The 280-nt window shown below is 33.6% G+C and carries 1 protein-coding gene; it reads left to right on the top strand.

Annotation, left to right across the window (positions count from 1 at the left end):
* Positions 1–55: 55 nt before the first annotated feature.
* The coding region (locus KI686_RS16690) for an acyl-ACP desaturase (protein ID WP_237590429.1) at positions 56–280 on the top strand (225 nt) is incomplete at its 3' end.

The following is a 280-nucleotide window of genomic DNA, read 5'->3' as shown; positions in this document are numbered from 1 at the left end:
TAAAGGAAGGAATTAAAAATTATTGTCGACCTTTGTTAAAAATAACTTGCATTATATGTCTGCACACAACATAAGATTAGAGGTAATGAAAGCCATTGAGGGCAAAGTAGAAGGTTTTATAGACAGCTACTTAGTTCCTATTGAAAAAATATGGCAGCCAACAGATTTTTTACCAGACTCTCAGAGCGATAACTTTTTTAATGAGGTAGAGCAAATTAGAGAAGAGGCCAAAGAATTAGGATATGATTTTTGGGTTACTTTAGTGGCAGACACTATTACT

Source organism: Polaribacter sargassicola, assembly GCF_021991835.1.
GTDB classification, from domain to species: domain Bacteria; phylum Bacteroidota; class Bacteroidia; order Flavobacteriales; family Flavobacteriaceae; genus Polaribacter; species Polaribacter sargassicola.
The sequence above is the reverse complement of the archived record's forward strand: the minus strand, read 5'-3'. Positions and strand labels throughout refer to the sequence as shown.